The 17,523-nt window shown below is 62.0% G+C and carries 13 protein-coding genes; 6 read left to right on the top strand and 7 right to left on the bottom strand.

The features are described from left to right. Position 1 precedes the first annotated feature (1 nt). Complete coding sequence (locus IB241_RS18175) at positions 2–748, top strand: SDR family oxidoreductase (protein WP_192299610.1); 747 nt, start codon at positions 2–4, stop codon at positions 746–748. 7 nt (positions 749–755) lie between these two features. Here the strand turns inward: IB241_RS18175 and IB241_RS18170 are convergent, their stop codons facing one another. The 4 genes from IB241_RS18170 to IB241_RS18155 form a co-directional block, all read right to left on the bottom strand. Next, the gene (locus IB241_RS18170; protein ID WP_225595589.1) at positions 756–1,013 is read right to left on the bottom strand and encodes a hypothetical protein; all 258 of its coding nucleotides are present in this window, start codon (positions 1,011–1,013) and stop codon (positions 756–758) included. Between the two features lie 66 nt (positions 1,014–1,079). Next, on the bottom strand, positions 1,080–2,489 hold the full coding sequence (mapR, locus tag IB241_RS18165) for a GntR family transcriptional regulator MpaR (protein WP_192299608.1): 1,410 nt from the start codon (positions 2,487–2,489) through the stop codon (positions 1,080–1,082). A 160-nt stretch (positions 2,490–2,649) separates the two neighbouring features. Further along, positions 2,650–4,065 carry a cytochrome c oxidase accessory protein CcoG gene (ccoG, locus tag IB241_RS18160; protein WP_192299607.1) on the bottom strand — a complete coding sequence of 472 codons (1,416 nt, stop codon included), beginning with the start codon at positions 4,063–4,065 and terminating at the stop codon, positions 2,650–2,652. Positions 4,066–4,250: 185 nt separating this feature from the next. Continuing rightward, entirely contained in the window at positions 4,251–4,490 is a 240-nt protein-coding gene (locus IB241_RS18155; RefSeq protein ID WP_192299606.1) for a DUF3203 family protein, read from the bottom strand. A 121-nt stretch (positions 4,491–4,611) separates the two neighbouring features. Here IB241_RS18155 and IB241_RS18150 point away from each other — a divergent pair, with 121 nt between their 5' ends. Next, positions 4,612–5,103, top strand: a complete 492-nt coding sequence (locus IB241_RS18150; RefSeq protein WP_192299605.1) for an MgtC/SapB family protein — start codon at positions 4,612–4,614, stop codon at positions 5,101–5,103. On the opposite strand, the gene IB241_RS18145 is transcribed toward IB241_RS18150, so the two are convergent. Continuing rightward, positions 5,081–5,257 (bottom strand): hypothetical protein, encoded by a 177-nt coding sequence (locus IB241_RS18145; RefSeq protein ID WP_192299604.1) that lies wholly within the window; start codon positions 5,255–5,257, stop codon positions 5,081–5,083. The genes IB241_RS18150 and IB241_RS18145 overlap by 23 nt on opposite strands. Before the next feature lie 203 nt (positions 5,258–5,460). Here IB241_RS18145 and IB241_RS18140 point away from each other — a divergent pair, with 203 nt between their 5' ends. The 4 genes from IB241_RS18140 (at position 5,461) to IB241_RS18125 (ending at position 14,328) form a co-directional block, all read left to right on the top strand. Beyond that, complete coding sequence (locus tag IB241_RS18140; protein WP_192299603.1) at positions 5,461–7,437, top strand: alpha-1,4-glucan--maltose-1-phosphate maltosyltransferase; 1,977 nt, start codon at positions 5,461–5,463, stop codon at positions 7,435–7,437. A gap of 97 nt (positions 7,438–7,534) precedes the next feature. After that, positions 7,535–10,876: a maltose alpha-D-glucosyltransferase gene (gene treS, locus IB241_RS18135; RefSeq protein WP_192299602.1), complete on the top strand. Its 3,342-nt coding sequence runs from the start codon at positions 7,535–7,537 to the stop codon at positions 10,874–10,876. Then, entirely contained in the window at positions 10,873–13,110 is a 2,238-nt protein-coding gene (gene glgB / locus IB241_RS18130; RefSeq protein ID WP_192299601.1) for a 1,4-alpha-glucan branching protein GlgB, read from the top strand. The genes treS and glgB overlap by 4 nt, the downstream gene beginning before the upstream one ends. Before the next feature lie 51 nt (positions 13,111–13,161). Further along, a complete protein-coding gene (locus IB241_RS18125) occupies positions 13,162–14,328 on the top strand; it encodes a sensor domain-containing diguanylate cyclase (RefSeq protein WP_192299600.1) in 1,167 nt (388 codons plus the stop codon). Between the two features lie 4 nt (positions 14,329–14,332). On the opposite strand, the gene IB241_RS18120 is transcribed toward IB241_RS18125, so the two are convergent. Next, a complete protein-coding gene (locus tag IB241_RS18120) occupies positions 14,333–16,519 on the bottom strand; it encodes an ATP-binding protein (RefSeq protein WP_192299599.1) in 2,187 nt (728 codons plus the stop codon). A gap of 139 nt (positions 16,520–16,658) precedes the next feature. Next, positions 16,659–17,510 carry a CAP domain-containing protein gene (locus IB241_RS18115; protein WP_192299598.1) on the bottom strand — a complete coding sequence of 284 codons (852 nt, stop codon included), beginning with the start codon at positions 17,508–17,510 and terminating at the stop codon, positions 16,659–16,661. Positions 17,511–17,523: the final 13 nt, after the last annotated feature.

The raw sequence follows: 17,523 nt of genomic DNA, 5'->3' as shown, positions 1-17,523 counted from the left end.
CATGGACAAAGTCGTCATTATCACCGGGGGCAGTCGGGGGATTGGCGCGCAGACGGCCTTGCTGGCGGCGCGCCAGGGCTATCGCATCTGCATCAATTTCCAGTCCGACGAGGACGCTGCCCACCGCGTGCTTGAGCAGGTCCGCGCGTTGGGTGCACAGGCCATCGCGGTGCGGGCAGATGTCAGCATCGAAGATGAAGTGATCATGCTGTTCAATCGCGTCGATGCCGAACTGGGGCGCGTTACAGCGTTGGTCAACAACGCCGGCACCGTGGGGCACAAGTCGCGGGTCGATGAGATGTCCGAGTTCCGTATCCTCAAGGTCATGAAAACCAACGTGCTGGGGCCGATCCTGTGTGCCAAGCATGCGCTGCTGCGCATGTCGCCCAAGCATGGCGGGCAGGGGGGCAGTATCGTCAACGTGTCGTCGGTGGCAGCGCGGTTGGGCGCGCCGGGAGAATACGTGGACTACGCCGCGTCCAAGGGCGCGCTGGATACCTTCACCATCGGGCTGTCGAAGGAAGTTGCGGGGGAGGGTATCCGGGTCAACGCCGTGCGCCCCGGTTATATCTTTACCGATTTTCATGCGCTCAGCGGCGACCCGGATCGGGTCAGCAAGTTGGAGTCGGGCATCCCCATGGCCCGAGGCGGGCGCCCGGACGAGGTGGCGGAAGCGATTATCTGGTTGTTGTCGGATAAGGCTTCCTACACGACCGGGACGTTCCTGGATCTGGGTGGCGGTCGCTAGACAACGCTCAAGTGAGAAACTCGCGCAGCACTGGATAACCCTTGTCGGAAAATTCCTTGAGTACGCTGGCTTCGGAGTTTTCCAGCGTGTTGTAGCCGTCGTCGGCGAAGCCGTCGATTTTGCCGTTGCGGCTGTGACTGGCGTTCAGTTGGCGGTCGTCGAGGTTGTCGATAAAGCGCAAGACTTTGTCCAGGTCGTAGGCCGCGTCCGCCCGGGTCTGCGGGTTGGGGTTGGCGCCGCTCCAATCGCCCACCTGTCGTTTCAAGTCATCGATCATTGCAGTGAGGAAAAGTCTTGGCCTCTGTGGCTTTCTGGCAGATTCGGTTCCAATTCAAAACGACCGCACGATCCTTCCCAAGGTCTCCATGGCCTGCTCCGACGCCTCCGTCCACGGGCTGCCATAGTTCAAGCGAATGCAGTTCCTGAAGCGCTGGGTCGCCGAGAAAATCGGCCCCGGTGCGATGCTGATGCCTTGGGCCAGGGCCATTTGGAACAACTTCAACGAGTCGGTCTGTTCCGGCAATTCCAACCATAGGAAATACCCGCCGGCCGGCTGGCTGACCCGCGTCTGTGCCGGGAAATAACGGGCGATGGCGGCGAGCATGGCGCTTTGCTGTTCTTCCAGGGCATAGCGCAATTTGCGCAGGTGCCGGTCGTACCCGCCGTGTTGCAGGTAATCGGCAATCGCCGCCTGGGCCGGCATCGACGGGCACAGCGAGGTCATCAGCTTCAAGCGTTCGACCTTTTGCGCGAAACGCCCGGCTGCGACCCAGCCAACGCGATAACCCGGGGCCAGGCTCTTGGCGAACGAGCCGCAATGCATCACCAACCCTTCGGTGTCGAAGGCCTTGGCCGGTTTCGGGGCGTGCTGGCCGTAATACAGCTCGGCATAGACATCGTCTTCAATCAACGGCACCTGGTGACTGCGCAACAGTTCCACCAGTGCTTGTTTCTTGGCTTCGGGCACGGTGGCGCCCATGGGGTTCTGGAAGCTGGTCATGGTCCAGCAGGCCTTGATCGGGTAGCGCGCCAGGGTTTGCGCCAGGGCGTTGAGGTCGATGCCGTCCCGCGGGTGCACCGGGATTTCCACGGCCTTGAGCTTTAGACGCTCCAGCACTTGCAGGCACGCGTAGAAGGCCGGGGCTTCGATGGCTACCAGGTCGCCGGGTTCGGTCACGGCTTGCAGGCACAGGTTCAGGGCTTCCAGCGCGCCGTTGGTGATCAGCAACTCTTCCATGGGCAGCATCAGGCCGCCGACCATGTAGCGCAGGGCAATCTGGCGGCGCAGTTGCGGGTTGCCCGGCGACATGTCGGTGACCACCAGGCGCGGGTCCATCTCACGGCTGGCACTGGCCAGGGAGCGCGCCAGGCGCGGTAGCGGGAACAGCATCGGGCTGGGGAACGCCGAGCCGAAGGGCACGGTGTTCGGGTCCTTGATCGAGTCGAGGACCGAGAACACCAGCTCGCTCACGTCGACCTCGGTGGATTCGTGCACTTGCTCGCTCACCACCGGCTCGGAAAACGGGCTGGGTGCGTGGGTGTTGACGAAGTAGCCGGAGCGCGGGCGTGCGCGGATCAGGCCGCGACGCTCCAGTAGGTAATAGGCCTGGAACACCGTGGACGGGCTGACGCCGTAGGTCTGGCTGGCATAGCGCACCGAGGGCACGCGCTGGCCGGGGCCGAGGACGCCGGAGCGGATCAGTTCTGCGATGTCGTCGGCGAATTTTTCGTAGCGTTTCATTTTGGCCTTAAACAAATTCTTCAGAATGTAAACGGAACACACTGTGGGAGCGGGCTTGCTTGCGAAGGCGCTGGGTCAGTTCATCAATAAGGTGACTGATACACCGCCTTCGCGAACAAGCCCGCTCCCGCATTTGGATCTGCATCTATTCGGACAGGTCTCAGCGGTTCAGCGGTGCTACGAAGCGGCTGTCGGCAGCACTGTAGACCCACGGTTCATCCACATCCGTGACCTTGAAACGCAAGGTCTGCGAGCTGCTTGCCGGTTTATCTGCCAGTAACGCCACCGACACCGGCACATCGACGATTTCCCCTGGCGCCAGGCTGATCTCGGTCTTGCCCTGCAACTGGAAGCCCTCGGCGTCCACCAGTTCCAGACGGTAATCCTGGCGCTGCTGGGTCTTGTTGATGACCTTGAGGCTGTAGATGTTTTCGATCAAGCCCTGGGCGTTCTCGCGGAACATGCCACGGTCCTTGGTCACATCCAGCGACACCATCGGCCGTTCGACCAACGCCACCACCAACGCCGCGATCATCACCAGCAGCACTGCACTGTAGCCGATCAGGCGCGGGCGCAGCAGGTGGGTCTTGCCACCTTGCAACTGATGCTCGCTGGTATAGCTGACCAATCCTGGGGCATAGCCCATTTTTTCCATGATCGAATCGCAGGCATCGATGCACGCCGCGCAGCCGATGCATTCCATTTGCAAGCCGTCGCGGATGTCGATGCCGGTGGGGCAGACCTGTACGCACAGCTGGCAGTCGATGCAATCCCCGAGGCCGACGTCGGCGGGGTTCACCTCGCGTTTGCGTGGGCCACGCTGCTCGCCGCGGGCGGCGTCGTAGGAAATGGTCAGGGTGTCCTTGTCGAACATCACGCTCTGGAACCGCGCATAGGGGCACATGTGCATGCACACCGCTTCGCGCAGCCAGCCGGCGTTGATGTAGGTGGCGCCGGTAAAAAACAGGACCCAGAACAGGCTCACACCGCCCATCTGCCAGGTCAGCAACTCGGCCGCCAGTGGCCGGATCGGCGTGAAGTAACCGACAAACGTCAGCCCGGTCAGCACGCTGATGCCCAGCCACAAGGTGTGTTTGGCCGAGCGCCGCGCCAGTTTGTTCAGGCTCCACGGCGCGGCTTGCAGCTTGATGCGCTGGTTGCGTTCGCCCTCGGTGACTTTTTCACACCACATGAACAGCCAGGTGAACGAGCTTTGCGGGCAGGTGTAGCCGCACCACACGCGGCCGGCGAACACCGTGATCGCAAACAGGCCAAAGGCACAGATGATCAGCAACGCCGACAACAGGATGAAATCCTGCGGCCAGAACGTGGCGCCAAAGATATGGAATTTACTTTCAGCCAAGTCCCATAGCACGGCCTGGCGCCCACCCCAGTTCAGCCACACGGTGCCGAAAAAGGCCAGGAACAGAAAGCCTGCACCGCTCAAGCGCAAGGTGCGGAACAGGCCGGTGAAACTACGGGTGTGGATCAGGTTGTCGCTGGATTTGGCCTTCACCTTCTTTGGGTGAAGTGGCTCAAAGGTTTCCACGGTTCGGACGGGGATTCTCTCGCTCATGGTCGTTCGCTCATCAGCCTCCATCAGGCCGATGAACTATGCGCGTGGGACTGTTTGCATAACAGACTCAGGTATGGCGATAAAAAGCGGATCAGATGCGCTCAGCAGGCAACCCTGCGTCAATCTGCTGCACCCCGTCCCGCCTGGGGTGCAGCTGGTTTTTTTGCTGTGCTGATACAGATCAATCAAATCGCCGAACCAGGCTCGGTGACCTTCTTGTGCTGACGCCCATCGGTTGCGCCGGCAACAGTCAGGGCGTCGGCTTCCTGTTCGGTGATGTACACCCGGCCGGTGGCCAATTCCACGTAGGACATGGCCTTGGGGATGTCGGTACTGACCGTCACCGCGCTGGCAGGCAGGCTTTGTTCCTGGCCATCAGTGTTGAGCTTGAAATAGCACGTCTGGTTTTCAATACGCACGGGCATGGTGATCTCCTTCTCAAAGGCTGGTGAAGGTTAGGGGCCGGTGCATCGCCAAGCGTTCCCGGCAACTGACTGGCGGTCGCTGCTGTCCATCCTTTACCCATCCCGACAAAGGAAGCTGTTCATGGACGCCTGGTGGCATCAAGTGTGGCAAACCTTACAAACCGAGTTCGCCGATATCGGTGATGCGAAACAGCTGACCCAGATCACCGTGCGCTTGCTGATCGCCGCCGTGCTCGGCGGCATTCTTGGCTTCGAGCGCGAGAGCAAGGGCAAGGCCGCCGGCGTGCGCACCCATATGTTGGTGGCGTTGGGCGCGGCGCTGTTTGTGATGGTGCCGCAGATGTCCGGCAACCAGGCGGACGCAATGAGCCGGGTGGTGCAGGGCGTGATAGCCGGCATCGGCTTTCTTGGCGCCGGTACGATCATCAAGGGCAAGGATGATGAAGAGGGTCACGTGAAGGGGCTGACCACCGCGGCGGGCCTGTGGATGACCGCTGCGATTGGGGTCTCGGCCGGATTGGGCCGGGAATCCACAGCGGTGTTGAGTACGTTGCTGGCGCTGGCGGTGTTCAGCGTGATGCCGAAAATCGTCAAGCGTTTCGACAAGGACTGACGATCACTGGCGGCATGCTCGTCGGCGGCTCTTCGACCGGTGGCGGCTGGTGTTGCGGTGGTTCCTGCTCAGGAATCGGCTCCGGTTCACTGGGCGGCAGGGTCGGGTTATCGATATTCGGGTCTGGGGTTTCTGCCGGGATCGGGATATTCATCGGTGTGGCCTCCTTTGTGCTTTGCTCTATCGGTGGACAGCCGCCAGGGGGATTTGATTCCCCGCCCAATGGCGGCACATCCATCTGAACTTTTCCCGCGGGCCCGGGCTCGGACCTAAGTCGGTCTGGCTCAGGGAAGCGCCGCCGTATCGGAATCCGGATCAAGCAAAGAGCGTCCACAGGGCGTAAGGGGAAGATGCTCGATGACTGCTGAAACAGAGGCTTTGTTACCACTGTCCCAGGCGCTGCTGTTGCCCAGGATCGCAATCGAAAGCACCACACCCGTGATCGACGGCGGCGAATTTGCCGTCAAGGCCGTGGTTGGCCAGCGCGTCAATGTCAGCAGCAAGGTGTTCGCCGACGGCCACGACAAACTCGCCGTACTGATTCGCTGGCGCGCGCTGCATGAAGAAAGCTGGCACAGCGTGGTGATGACGGATGTGGGTAACAACGGCTGGGCGGGCGCGTTTACCGTGGTTGACCAGGGCCCCCACGAATACTGCATCGAAGCCTGGATCGATACCTTCGCCAGCTTCTGCTACGAACTGCGCAAGAAACATGAGGCCGGCGTGCCGGTCAGCCTGGAGTTGCAGGAAGGCCGCAGCCTGGTGCTGCAAGCTGCCGAGCGCAGCGACAACGAGCTGCGCGACCGCCTGATGTTGTTGCACCACGAACTCTCCGGCCTGCTGGAAACCGAGCAGGTCGCGCTGTTCCTGCACGAAGACAGTGCACACCTGATGACCCTGGCCGACCACCGCGCCTACTTGAGCATCAGCACCGTGTACCCGATCGATGTGGAACGCAGCGCCGCGCAATTTGCCAGTTGGTACGAGCTGTTCCCGCGCTCGATCACCGACGATCCGGCGCGTCACGGCACATTCAATGACGTGCACTCGCGCTTGTCGACGATCCACGATATGGGTTTCGACGTGCTGTACTTCCCGCCGATCCACCCCATCGGCCGCAGCCATCGCAAGGGCCGCAACAACGCCCTGACGGCTGGCCCCGATGATCCCGGCAGCCCCTACGCCATCGGCAGCGAGGAAGGTGGCCACGAGGCGATTCACCCGCAGCTGGGCAGCCGCGAAGATTTCCGCCGGCTGGTCAAGGCCGCCGCCGAGCATGGCCTGGAAATCGCCCTGGACTTCGCTATCCAGTGTTCCCAGGACCACCCGTGGCTCAAGCAGCATCCGGGTTGGTTCAACTGGCGCCCGGACGGCACGATCAAATACGCGGAAAACCCGCCGAAGAAATACCAGGACATCGTCAACGTCGACTTTTATGCGGCGGATGCGATCCCCAGTCTGTGGACCGAGCTGCGCGACATCGTGGTCGGGTGGGTGGAAGAGGGCGTGAAGACCTTTCGCGTCGACAACCCCCACACCAAGCCGCTGCCGTTCTGGCAATGGCTGATCAGCGATGTGCGCGCCAAGCACCCCGAGGTGATCTTTCTCGCTGAAGCCTTCACCACCCCGGCGATGATGGCGCGCCTGGGCAAGGTCGGTTACTCCCAGAGCTACACCTATTTCACCTGGCGCAACACCAAGGCCGAACTGAGCGAGTACTTCACCGAACTGAACCAGTCGCCGTGGCGCGAGTGTTTCCGGCCGAATTTCTTTGTGAATACGCCGGACATCAACCCGGCGTTCCTGCACGAATCCGGGCGCCCGGGCTTTTTGATCCGCGCTGCACTGGCGACCATGGGCTCGGGCCTGTGGGGCATGTATTCGGGCTATGAACTGTGCGAAGCCGCGCCGGTGCCGGGCAAAGAGGAATACCTGGATTCGGAGAAGTACCAGATCCGCGTACGAGACTTCAGCGCGCCCGGCAACATCATCGCCGAGATCGCCCAGCTCAACCGCATCCGCCGGCAAAACCCGGCGTTGCACACGCACCTGGGGCTGAAGCTCTACAACGCGTGGAACGACAACATCCTGTATTTCGGCAAGCGCAGTGAGGATGGCAGCAACTTTATCCTCGTGGCGGTGAACCTTGATCCCTACAACGCCCAGGAGGCGAATTTTGAGTTGCCTCTGTGGGAATTGGGCCTGCCGGACGATGCCCAGACCGGGGGGGAAGACCTGATGAATGGCCATCGCTGGACATGGTACGGCAAGACCCAGTGGATGCGGCTGGAGCCGCAGATGCCGTTCGGTATCTGGCGTATCACCCTCCCTTGAACCTGTTGGAGATCCAAAAATGTGGGCGCAGGCGAGCCGGCGCCCACATTGAGCGAGTGTCTCCAGGTGGTTTTGAACGTATTCTCAGGAGTTTCCAATGGCGAAGAAGCCCGCCCCGAACACCTTTACCCAAGACCCGCTCTGGTATAAGGATGCGGTGATCTATCAAGTTCACGTCAAATCGTTTTTCGACGCCAACAACGATGGTATCGGCGATTTTGCCGGCCTGATCGCCAAACTCGATTACATCGCCGACCTTGGCGTCAACACCCTCTGGCTGTTGCCGTTCTACCCTTCGCCCCGCCGTGATGACGGCTACGACATCGCCGAATACTGTGGCGTGCACAGGGACTACGGCACCCTGGCCGACGCCAAGCGCTTTATCGCCGAGGCCCATAAGCGCGGGCTGCGGGTGATTACCGAGTTGGTGATCAACCACACCTCCGACCAGCACCCATGGTTCCAGCGGGCGCGCAAGGCCAAGTCGGGTTCGGCCGCGCGGGATTTCTATGTGTGGTCCGATGACGACCAGAAATACGCCGGCACCCGCATCATCTTTCTCGACACCGAGACCTCCAACTGGACCTGGGACCCGGTCGCCGGCCAGTACTTCTGGCACCGCTTCTACTCCCATCAGCCCGACCTCAACTTCGACAACCCGCAAGTCATGCAGGCCGTGCTCGCAGTGATGCGCTTCTGGCTCGACCTGGGCATCGACGGCCTGCGCCTGGACGCCATCCCCTACTTGATCGAGCGCGACGGCACGAATAACGAAAACCTGCCGCAAACCCACGAGGTGCTCAAACAGATCCGCGCCGAGATCGACGCCCATTATCCGGACCGCATGCTGCTGGCCGAAGCCAACCAATGGCCGGAGGACACACAACTCTACTTCGGTGACAAAAAAGGCGACGACGGCGACGAATGCCACATGGCCTTCCACTTTCCGCTGATGCCGCGCATGTATATGGCGCTGGCCCAGGAAGATCGCTTCCCCATCACCGATATTCTGCGCCAGACCCCGGAGATTCCCGCCAATTGCCAGTGGGCGATCTTCCTGCGCAACCACGATGAGCTGACTCTGGAGATGGTCACCGACAAGGAACGCGACTACCTGTGGAACTACTACGCCGCCGACCGCCGCGCGCGCATCAACCTGGGCATTCGTCGGCGCCTTGCGCCGCTGATGGAGCGCGACCGCCGCCGCATCGAGCTGCTCAACAGCCTGCTGCTGTCGATGCCTGGCACGCCGACCCTGTATTACGGCGATGAAATCGGCATGGGTGACAACATCTACCTCGGTGACCGCGACGGCGTGCGTACGCCGATGCAGTGGTCCATCGACCGCAATGGCGGCTTCTCCCGCGCCGACCCGGCCAGCCTGGTACTGCCGCCGATCATGGATGCGCAATACGGTTATCAGTCGGTCAATGTCGAAACCCAGGCCCAAGATCCCCATTCACTGTTGAATTGGACCCGGCGCATGCTCGCGGTGCGCAAACAGTCCAAGGCGTTTGGCCGGGGCAGCTTGAAGATGCTCTCGCCGAGCAACCGCCGCATCCTCGCCTATACCCGCGAGTTCACCGGCGAGGATGGTCGCAGCGAAATCATCCTGTGCGTGGCCAACGTGTCGCGCAGCGCCCAGGCCGCCGAGTTGGATCTGTCGGCCTACGCCGGCATGGTCCCGGTAGAGATGCTTGGCGGTAATGCCTTCCCGCCCATTGGCCAGCTGAATTTCCTGTTGACCCTGGCGCCCTATGGTTTCTACTGGTTCGTGCTGGCCGCGGAAAACCAGATGCCCAGCTGGCACGTGGAACCTGCGCAAAGCATGCCGGACTTCACCACCCTGGTGCTTAAACAGCGCCTGGAAGAACTGCTTGAACCCGCGTGCCGCGCCACCCTGGAGCAGACTTCGCTACCCGCCTGGCTGCCCAAACGCCGTTGGTTCGCGGGCAAGGATGCGAGCATCGACAGCGTGCATATCGCCTACGGTGTGCGCTTTGGCGACCCGCAGCACCCGGTGTTGCTCAGCGAAATTGACGTGAGCAGCGGCGGGCAGGTCAGCCGTTATCAGTTGCCGTTCGGTTTTCTGGGTGAGGACCAGTTCACCAGCGCCTTGCCCCAGCAATTGGCCCTGGCCCGTGTGCGACGGGCGCGTCAGGTGGGGTTGGTAACCGACGCGTTCAGCCTTGAGCCGTTCATCCGTGCCGTTATCCATGGGCTGCAAGCCGGTACGCTATTGAACTCGAGCGAGGGCGAACTGCGCTTTGAAGCCACACCACACTTGGCCAAGCTGCCATTGGGCGACGACGCGCCAGTGCGCTACCTGTCGGCCGAGCAATCCAACAGCTCGGTGGTGGTGGGTGAAAGCCTGGTGCTCAAGCTGATTCGCAAAGTTGCCTCTGGGGTGCACCCTGAACTGGAAATGAGCGCCTACCTGACCGCTGCCGGTTACCCGAATATCTCGCCGCTGCTGGGCTCGGTGATTCGCCGTGACGGGGCAGGGCAGGACAACCTGTTGATGATCGCCCAGGGTTACCTGAGCAATCAGGGCGATGCGTGGGCCTGGACCCAGAACAACCTGGAACGGGCGATTCGCGATGAGCTGGCCCAAGCCATCTCCGAGCAGGAACAGCATTACAACGCCCTTGACGAACTCAAGGAGTTTGCCGGGTTGCTCGGCCGCCGCCTGGGCGAGATGCATGGGGTGTTGGGGGCCAAAACCAGCGACAAGGACTTCCGCCCCGAGCTCACCACGGCCAGGCAGGCCCAGGCCTGGGCCAAGGATGTGGCCGCGCAGATCGAGCGCGCCTTGCACCTGCTTGACCTGCATCAAAATCAATTGAACCCCGCGGATCAGGCGTTGGTCAGTGATTTGCTGGCGCAGAAAAAAGCCATCACCAGCCACGTTCAGGCATTGGCGAAAGCCACCCTGGGCGGTCTGCGGATACGCGTCCACGGCGATTTGCACCTGGGCCAGGTGCTGGTGGTGAAGGGCGATGCGTACCTGATCGACTTTGAAGGCGAGCCGGCGCGACCATTGCATGAACGACGTGGCAAGCACAGCCCCTATAAGGATGTGAGCGGCGTGCTGCGCTCGTTCGATTACGCGGCTGCGATGGCGCGCAATGACCAAGGCCTGGATCAATCGCCTGCCGCGCAGTTGGCGCGCCGACGCGTGACCGAGCGTTACCTGACTGACGCACGTCAGGCATTTATCCAGGCTTATCAGTCAGCTACGTCTACACTGGCGCATGACTGGCAGGATGCCAAAGGCCAGGACGCCGCGCTGACGTTGTTCAGCCTGGAGAAGGCCGCGTATGAAGTGGCTTACGAAGCGGAAAATCGCCCAAGCTGGCTGCCGGTGCCCCTGCAAGGGTTGCACGGTCTGCTCAGCGGGCTTGTATCGAAAACCGCACGCGGTGGGGAGAAGTCATGAGCTTTACGAATAAAGAACCGCTGCAGCCTAAGTTGACAGCACTGCCGGCGTCCCACGACGTCGATGCGCTGGTACGCGCCGAACATCCGGACCCGTTCTCGGTTCTGGGCCCGCACGATGATGAACACGGTGGCCAGTTTATCCGCGCCTTTCTGCCAGAAGCCTTGAGCGTTCAAGTGCTGGAGCGCGACAGCGGCGAACTGATCGGCAGCCTGGACGCAACCCAGGTGCCGGGCCTGTTTGTCGGGCACTTCAAGCATCGCCAGGCGTACCTGCTGAAAATCCAGTGGGCCGGTGGCGAGCAGATTACCGAGGACCCCTACAGCTTCGCCCAATTGTTGCTGGGTGAAATGGACCTGTACCTGTTTGCCGAAGGCAACCACCGCGACCTCGGCAGTTGCCTCGGCGCCCAGGTGACCACGGTGGATGGCGTGCAGGGTGTGCGCTTTGCCGTGTGGGCACCGAATGCGCGGCGCGTGTCAGTGGTGGGAGATTTCAATATTTGGGACGGTCGGCGCCATCCGATGCGTTTGCGGCACCCGTCTGGCGTGTGGGAGATCTTTATCCCACGCCTGCAACCGGGCGCGGCCTATAAATACGAGATTCTTGGTGCCCATGGGATCTTGCCGCTCAAGGCCGACCCCATGGCGCTGGCCACCCAGCTGCCGCCCGACACCGCCTCCAAAGTCGCCCCGCCGTTGCAGGTCGACTGGCAGGACCATGGGTGGATGCAGGCGCGGGCCGACAAACACAAAACCACCGCGCCGCTCTCGATCTACGAGCTGCACGTGGGCTCCTGGCAGTGCGAGCTGGACGAAGCCGGCGAGGTCGCGCGCCAATATGGCTGGCGGGAACTGGCCGAGCGCTTGGTGCCCTATGTGCAGCAACTGGGCTTCACCCACGTCGAACTGATGCCGATCATGGAACACCCGTTCGGCGGCTCGTGGGGTTACCAGGCGTTGTCACAATTTGCACCGAGCGCACGTTTTGGTTCACCCGAAGATTTCGCCTACTTCGTCAACGCGCTGCATCAGGCAGATATTGGCGTGATTCTGGATTGGGTCCCGGCGCATTTTCCTACGGATACCCACGGCCTGGCGCAATTCGACGGCACTGCGCTGTACGAATACGCCAACCCGCTGGAAGGCTTTCACCAGGATTGGGACACGCTGATCTATAACCTTGGTCGCACCGAAGTGCATGGCTTTATGCTGGCCTCGGCGCTGCACTGGCTGAAACACTTCCATGTGGACGGCCTGCGCGTCGATGCGGTGGCGTCGATGCTGTACCGCGATTATTCGCGCAAGGCCGGGGAATGGGTGCCCAACCGCCACGGTGGTCGGGAGAACCTGGAAGCCATCGACTTCCTGCGCCACCTGAACGACGTTGTCGCCCTGGAAGCCCCCGGCGCACTGGTGATCGCCGAGGAGTCCACCGCGTGGCCCGGCGTCAGCCAACCGACCCAACAGGGCGGCCTGGGCTTCAACTACAAGTGGAACATGGGCTGGATGCACGATTCGCTGCATTACATCCAGCAAGACCCGGTGTACCGCGCCCATCATCACAACGAGCTGAGTTTTGGCCTGGTGTATGCCTGGTCCGAGCGCTTCATCCTGCCGATTTCCCACGATGAGGTGGTGCACGGCAAACATTCGCTGATCGACAAGATGCCCGGCGACCGCTGGCAGAAGTTTGCCAACCTGCGCGCCTACCTGGCGTTCATGTGGATGCATCCGGGTAAGAAACTGCTGTTCATGGGCTGCGAATTCGGCCAGTGGCGCGAGTGGAACCACGACCAGCAACTGGACTGGTACCTGTTGCAGTACGCCGAACACAAGGGCGTACAAAAACTGGTCGGCGACCTCAACCGGCTGTACCGCGAGGAACCGGCACTGCACGAGCAGGACGACGCGCCCCAGGGCTTCCAGTGGTTGATCGGCGACGATGCGATCAACAGCGTCTACGCCTGGTTGCGCTGGAGCAAGGACGGCAGGCCGGTGCTGGTGGTGGCCAATTTCACCCCAGTGCCCCGCGAGGCGTACGCCGTGGGCGTGCCATTTGCCGGGCGCTGGAGCGAGGTGATCAATACGGATGCCGACACTTATGCCGGCTCCAACTATGGCAACGGCGGCGAAGTGTTTACCCAGGATGAACCGCGCCATGGGCAACCGGTGTCGTTGACGCTGAATCTGCCACCTTTGGGGGTGCTGATTCTGCGGCCGGACACGCTTTAAAGGCTCTGGCGTAATGGATTCTGTTGTCCGCGCTGCTGGCAGGATGCCACAATGGCGCCTTTGTCGTGGCAGTCAAAGCAGGCGGATTTCATGAATGGCCTTGGGCGTGAGCAGGACCAGGATTGCTTTATCGAAGAGCAGGTGCGAACCGATCGTTTGCACCAGCTGTTTCGCCAGTCATTTGCCGCGATTTTCGGCAGTTTCTTCGCCGCGATCATGCTGTGCTGGCTGTGCTGGGACCGGTTCGATCATCAGGTCATCCTGATCTGGCTGGTCGCGCTGAGCGCGTCCTCGCTGCTGCGTATCCACTTGTTCATGGGCTGGTTTCGCTGTCCCCGTGCCGAACGCACGCCGGAACGCTGGGAACGGCGCTACTGGCTGACACTGATGCTGTCCGCCGGAATCTGGGGGTTGGGCGCGTTTGCAGTGATGCCCACCGATGACCGCGTGTCCCAGGTGCTGGTGATGCTGTTTACCGTGGGTATGTCGGTCAGTGCGGTGTCGTGTTACTCGGCATATCGCTACATGACCTTGATGTCCATGTTCCTGGTGTTGTTGCCGTGTACCTTGTGGCTGCTGTTCCAGCCGTCACCGATGCAAGTCGGGGTGGCGGCGGCGGTGTTGGTGTTTTCGACCTTTGTGGTCAGCGCCACGCGCAAACTCTCGGACGCCCTGGAAAAAGCCTTTCGCCTGACCCGGCAGATGGAACGTGCCCACAATATTTCCGCCCGCGCCGCACAGACCGATGAGCTCACGGGCCTGATGAACCGCCGCGCCTTCTTTGAGCACGCCCAGTTGCTGTACGCGCAATGCCGGCGCAACCGGCAGCCCTTGTGTGCGCTGATGATGGACATGGACCACTTCAAGGACATCAACGACACCTACGGCCATCAGGCCGGGGACGAAGTGTTGCGCCAGATCGGCGGGGTGATCAGCGCGTCATTTCGCCAGTCGGATGTGTACGGTCGGTTGGGCGGCGAAGAGTTTGGCGTATTGCTGCCCAACACTTCATTGGACACCGCGCGTGACATCGCCGAACAGTTGGTCAAGTCCATCTCCGGGCTGGCCGCCGAGCCGGTGCACGGCTTGACCGCCAGCCTGGGCGTGGCCTCGAGCCGCAACCTTGACCAGGACTTGCACAGCCTGATGAATACGGCCGACAAGGCGCTGTACCGCGCCAAGGCCGAGGGTCGCAACCGCGTCGCAGTGGCGGAGTAGGGCGTCAGTCGCGCTGCATGGCCTTGGCCAGGACCCGTGCCACCTGGTCGGCGGAATAGGGCTTGGCGAGGAACTCAAAGCCTTCGTAGCCGCTGTCGGCCAGCTCTTCACTGTAGCCGGAGGTGAGCACCACCGGCAGGTCCGGCCGCCGTTGGCGCAGAACTTTGGCCATCACCACGCCAGTCATGCCGGGCATCACCACATCCGAGAACACCCCGTCGAACGCCATCGCATCCGGGCCTGCCAAGGTGAGTGCCTGTTCGGCATGGGTGGCCCAGGTGGTCTGGTAGCCCAGGTCTTGCAGGATCTGGTTGGCGAAACGGCCGACTTCCAGGTTGTCCTCCACGATCAGGATATGGCGCTGCCTCGTGTCGGTGACCGGGGCCTGTTCGTGGGTTGACGGGGCAGGCGAGTCCGCCTCTGCGGCCACGGCGGGCAAGTACAGGGTAAAGCGCGTGCCCTGACCCTGGGTGCTGGTCACATCGACGTTGCCGCCCGATTGTTTGGCGAAGCCGAACACTTGCGACAGGCCCAACCCGGTGCCTTTGCCGACGGCCTTGGTGGTGAAGAACGGCTCGAAGATACGTTCGAAGACGTCCGAGCCAATGCCGGCGCCGGTGTCGCTCAGTGAAACCGTCACGAACGGCTGATGCAACCCGGCATCGCCACGAATGCGCGGTAGCGCGCTGACAGTCGACACGCGCAGGGTCAAGGTGCCTTGGCCGTCCATGGCGTCGCGGGCGTTGAGGGCCATGTTGATCAGCGCGGTTTCGAACTGGCTGGAGTCGACGCGCACATGGCACGCCTGTGCGGGCAGTTCCACCTGCACGTGGATGCGCGCACCCGTGAGGCTTTCGAGCATCTCACCGATGTTTGCCACCCGCTGGCACGCGTCGAACACCTGCGGGTTCAGCGGTTGGCGCCTGGCGAAGGCGAGCAGTTGGCTGGTGAGCTTGCTGGCGCGCTCGACGGTGTCCGACACTGCCGCCATGTAGCGCTGGCGGCGCTCTTCGGACAGCCCCGGCTGGCGCAGGAAGTCCACCGAGGAGCGAATGATGGTCAGCAAGTTGTTGAAGTCGTGAGCCACGCCGCCGGTCAATTGGCCGATGGCTTCGAGTTTTTGCGATTGGTGCAGTGCGGCTTCGGCCTGGGTCAGGGCGAGGGTGCGCTCGGCGACCCGTTGCTCGAGCGTGGCATTGAGTTCTGAAAATGCCGCCAGCCCCTCGCGTACGGCCACATCGGCGCGTACGCGCTCGATATGCGCCCACGAGCGTTCGGTGACTTCGCCCACCAGCGCCAGATCGTAGGGCGACCAGGTGCGCGGGGATTTGTGGTGCGCGGCCATCAGCGCTGTCAGCCGGCCCTCCTTGATCAGTGGGAAACACACCGTCGCGGTAGCCCCCAGGGCTTGGTAGCTGGCCGACTCCTCTGGCGGGAATTCGACCCGGTTGTCGCGGATCACCAACGGTTCGCCGGCCCGCAGGCGGCGTACCGCCCGCTCGCCGAACGACGCCAGGCTGTAGCGCCCGACGATGCTTGGCGAGCCGGGAGCCGCCCAATTGCCGCGAATGGTAAAGCCATCCTCGTCAGCGTCCATGTCGGCATACGCGCAATTGGTGACTTGCAGGTGCTGCGCCAGCAAGCGCGTGGTGCTGGTCATGATGGCTTCGGCATCGGTGGCATTGGCCACGGCGTTGCCGATGGCATCGAGCATGGCCAGGCGACGGGTGAGAAACACGGTCGCGGTGGTTTCGGTGACGGTGTCGAGCATGCCGACCACGGCGCCGCGAGGGTCACGGATCGGGCTGTAGCAAAAGGTGAAATACGCCTGCTCGGGCCCGGCGCCGCGTTCGATCACCAGCGGGTAGTTTTCAATGTAGGTCGCATGCCCTTCAAAGGCCGCCTGGGCGATGGGGCTGATATCACGCCAGACTTCGCTCCACACTTCACTGAATGGGCGACCCAGGGCGTAGGGCTTGTCACCCAGGATCGGGATAAACGCATCGTTATAGAGCATGGTCAGCGACGGCCCCCACACGATGGCTTGGGGGAAGCTTGAGGCAAAGCACAGTGCGACGGTGGTCTTGAGTACGTCCGGCCATAGCTCAAGCGGGCCCAGCGGCGTACTGGCCCAGTCATACACGCGCACCTGCTCGGCCATGTCGCTGCTGCTTTGCAGCCAATTCATCATTGGGAGAACACCTTGTTTGCCGCAACCTTTTAGTGGCCCGGAGGGTCAGGCCAACAAGCTACAGACCGGAATCGCCGTTGGCAGTTCAGCGCTATTATCCACGTGATAGCAATTTGATGCTCAGTCCAAATGATTGCCCCTATTGGCTGCCGAATAACCCCGTCCAATAGATGCCTGCATCACTCTTCGGGTCCATGGCGTACGCCGCACCCAGTTCGCGAAATTGCGGGTTCATCAGGTTGGCGCAATGCCCGGGGCTGGCGAGCCAGCCGTCTACCACTTTGCGCGGGGTGTCGAGACCGGCGGCGATGTTTTCACCGATGTTCTTTGCAATGTACCCCGCCAACTCGGCACGATCGCCCGGCGTGCGGCCGTCATGGTCGAGGTGGTCGAAGAAGTTGCCGTTGGCCATGTTGCGCGTGTGGCTGTTGGCAGCGCCGGCCAGGTCGTCGTTCCAGCTCAGCGGCGTGGTGGCGCTAAACGCCTGGGTGCCGCATTGGCGTGCCTGGGATCGGGCGGTGTTGATCAGGTTGAGCAGTTGCTTGCCTTCGGTCTGCCAGTCGCCAAGGCCGCTGGACAGCAGCGGGCGGGCGAGCACGATGCGCCAGTCCTGGCCGCTGTTGCTTACGCCGATGTCGACAAATTGCGGGTCCAGCACCACGCGGCAGAAGCTTTCGCGCACGGCCTTCATCGCCGACGTTGCATCCTTGGGACCGGACAGGCTGATGGCCTGTACGTTGACCATCGGATACGCCGCCCGCGCCAGGGCCTGTTGCAGGTCGCCGACGTTGTTGGCCGGCAACACCAGCCGCGTATCGCTGGTCAGCGGTGGCAGTTCCTGGGAACCCTGGTCGCCGCAGCGCTGGAGCTGGCTGCGGTAGACGTTGATCTGTTGTATCAACTGACTTTCTTCATTCGCCATCGCGCTGGCGCAGAACACCGAACTGGCGGCCAGCGTCGTGAGACCCATCATCAATGACAGAACGCGCATGGACATTACCCTT

The sequence above is a fragment of the Pseudomonas sp. PDM05 genome, from assembly GCF_014851685.1.
GTDB lineage: Bacteria > Pseudomonadota > Gammaproteobacteria > Pseudomonadales > Pseudomonadaceae > Aquipseudomonas.
The sequence above is the reverse complement of the archived record's forward strand: the minus strand, read 5'-3'. Positions and strand labels throughout refer to the sequence as shown.